Annotated in this window: 2 protein-coding genes; one reads left to right on the top strand and one right to left on the bottom strand. The window is 75.2% G+C overall.

The window, feature by feature from the left end:
- Window positions 1-233 (bottom strand): ATP-binding protein (locus ACFV4N_RS43860; protein ID WP_499678623.1); only part of this gene is annotated, 233 nt, incomplete at its 3' end.
- Window positions 234-560: 327 nt separating this feature from the next.
- Here ACFV4N_RS43860 and ACFV4N_RS43855 point away from each other — a divergent pair.
- A partial coding sequence (locus tag ACFV4N_RS43855; protein WP_499678622.1) for a sensor histidine kinase occupies window positions 561-1,329 on the top strand: 769 nt, incomplete at its 3' end.

Here is a 1,329-nt window from a genome sequence, read left to right as displayed (position 1 = left end):
AGCCAGGTCTTGCCGATGCCCCCGGCCCCGCTCAGGGCGAGGACCGGCGTGGTGCCGCCCCGCCCCGCCGCCGCGTCGAGGGCGGCGGTCAGGCGCTCCAGCTCGGCGGCGCGACCGACGAAGCGCGCGGGCACGGGCGGTAGCTGGCGCGGTGGCGGCTGCTCGCGCGAAGCCTGGTGGAAGTGCACGTCGCCGCCGATCGAGCCGGCCTGCACCACCGGTCCGGCGACCACGCCGCCGACCTCGTTCCGCCCCGCCGGCGGCTCCCCGCCGGCTAACCCCGAACCGTCTTCACCCGTCGCCACCGCACCATGAGACCGGAGCGACCCGACCCGGGCCAAACCGCCCCCGCGCCCGGGACGGCCGCGACCGGGTTCGACGCCCGTCGAATTCGGCGCGGTGCGCCACGCCTCGCACGGCGGCCGGAGGTCAATGCCCAGGCCGTGATCACTCTCAGCACCCGAACGGGTGGATTTGGTTACCCTCCGTCTTGACTATGGACGGCGCGTGACTACGGTTGGCGCGGTGTTGACCGAAGACGTCCGGGCGGAGCGCGCGTGGTGAGCCGAGTGCGGTCGCTGCTGGAGCAGTACCGCAGGCGGGGCGCGAAGTCGTTACTGGACCGGGCGCGGGGCACCGTCGCGGAGCTGCTGGAACCCCGGCGCCCGCGCCACCGCCTGATCGTGCCCCAGTCCCCGGCGCCCCAGTCCCCGGCACCCCGCCCGCCGGCGCCCCGGCAGGCGGAGACCCCGCCCGCCGGTCCCGCCCCCCGTGACGACGTGCTGGCCGGCGTCTGCGCCGGCATCGCGTTGCGCGACCTGAACCTGCTGGACTCCCTGCTGGCCGAACTGGAGCGCATGGAGTCCGAAGAGCAGGACCCCGACGCCCTCGACCGGCTCTACCGGCTCGACCACCTCGCCACCCGGCTGCGCCGCAACGCCGAGAACCTGCGCGTGCTCGCCGGCGAGGACGCGGGCGCCGCCGCCGAGGACACCTCCTCGCTGGTCGACGTCATCCGCGCCGCGATCTCGGCGATCGAGCGCTACCAGCGGGTGGACGTCGGTCGCGTGGTGCCGCTCGCCGTGGTCGGCTTCGCGGCCGACGACGTCAGCCGGCTGCTCACCGAGCTGCTGGACAACGCCACCGCCCAGTCCCCGCCCAGCTCGCCGGTGACGGTGAGCGCCCACGTCACCGAGAACGGCAGCATCCTGCTGCGCGTGGAGGACATGGGCATCGGCCTGCCGCCGGAGCGGATGGCCGAGCTGAACGAGCGGCTGTCCACCGCGCCCGCGCTGGACGAGGCGGTCATCGAGCACATGGGCCTGGCCG

The sequence above is a fragment of the Actinosynnema sp. NPDC059797 genome (assembly GCF_042732085.1).
GTDB lineage: Bacteria > Actinomycetota > Actinomycetes > Mycobacteriales > Pseudonocardiaceae > Actinosynnema.
The sequence above is the reverse complement of the archived record's forward strand: the minus strand, read 5'-3'. Positions and strand labels throughout refer to the sequence as shown.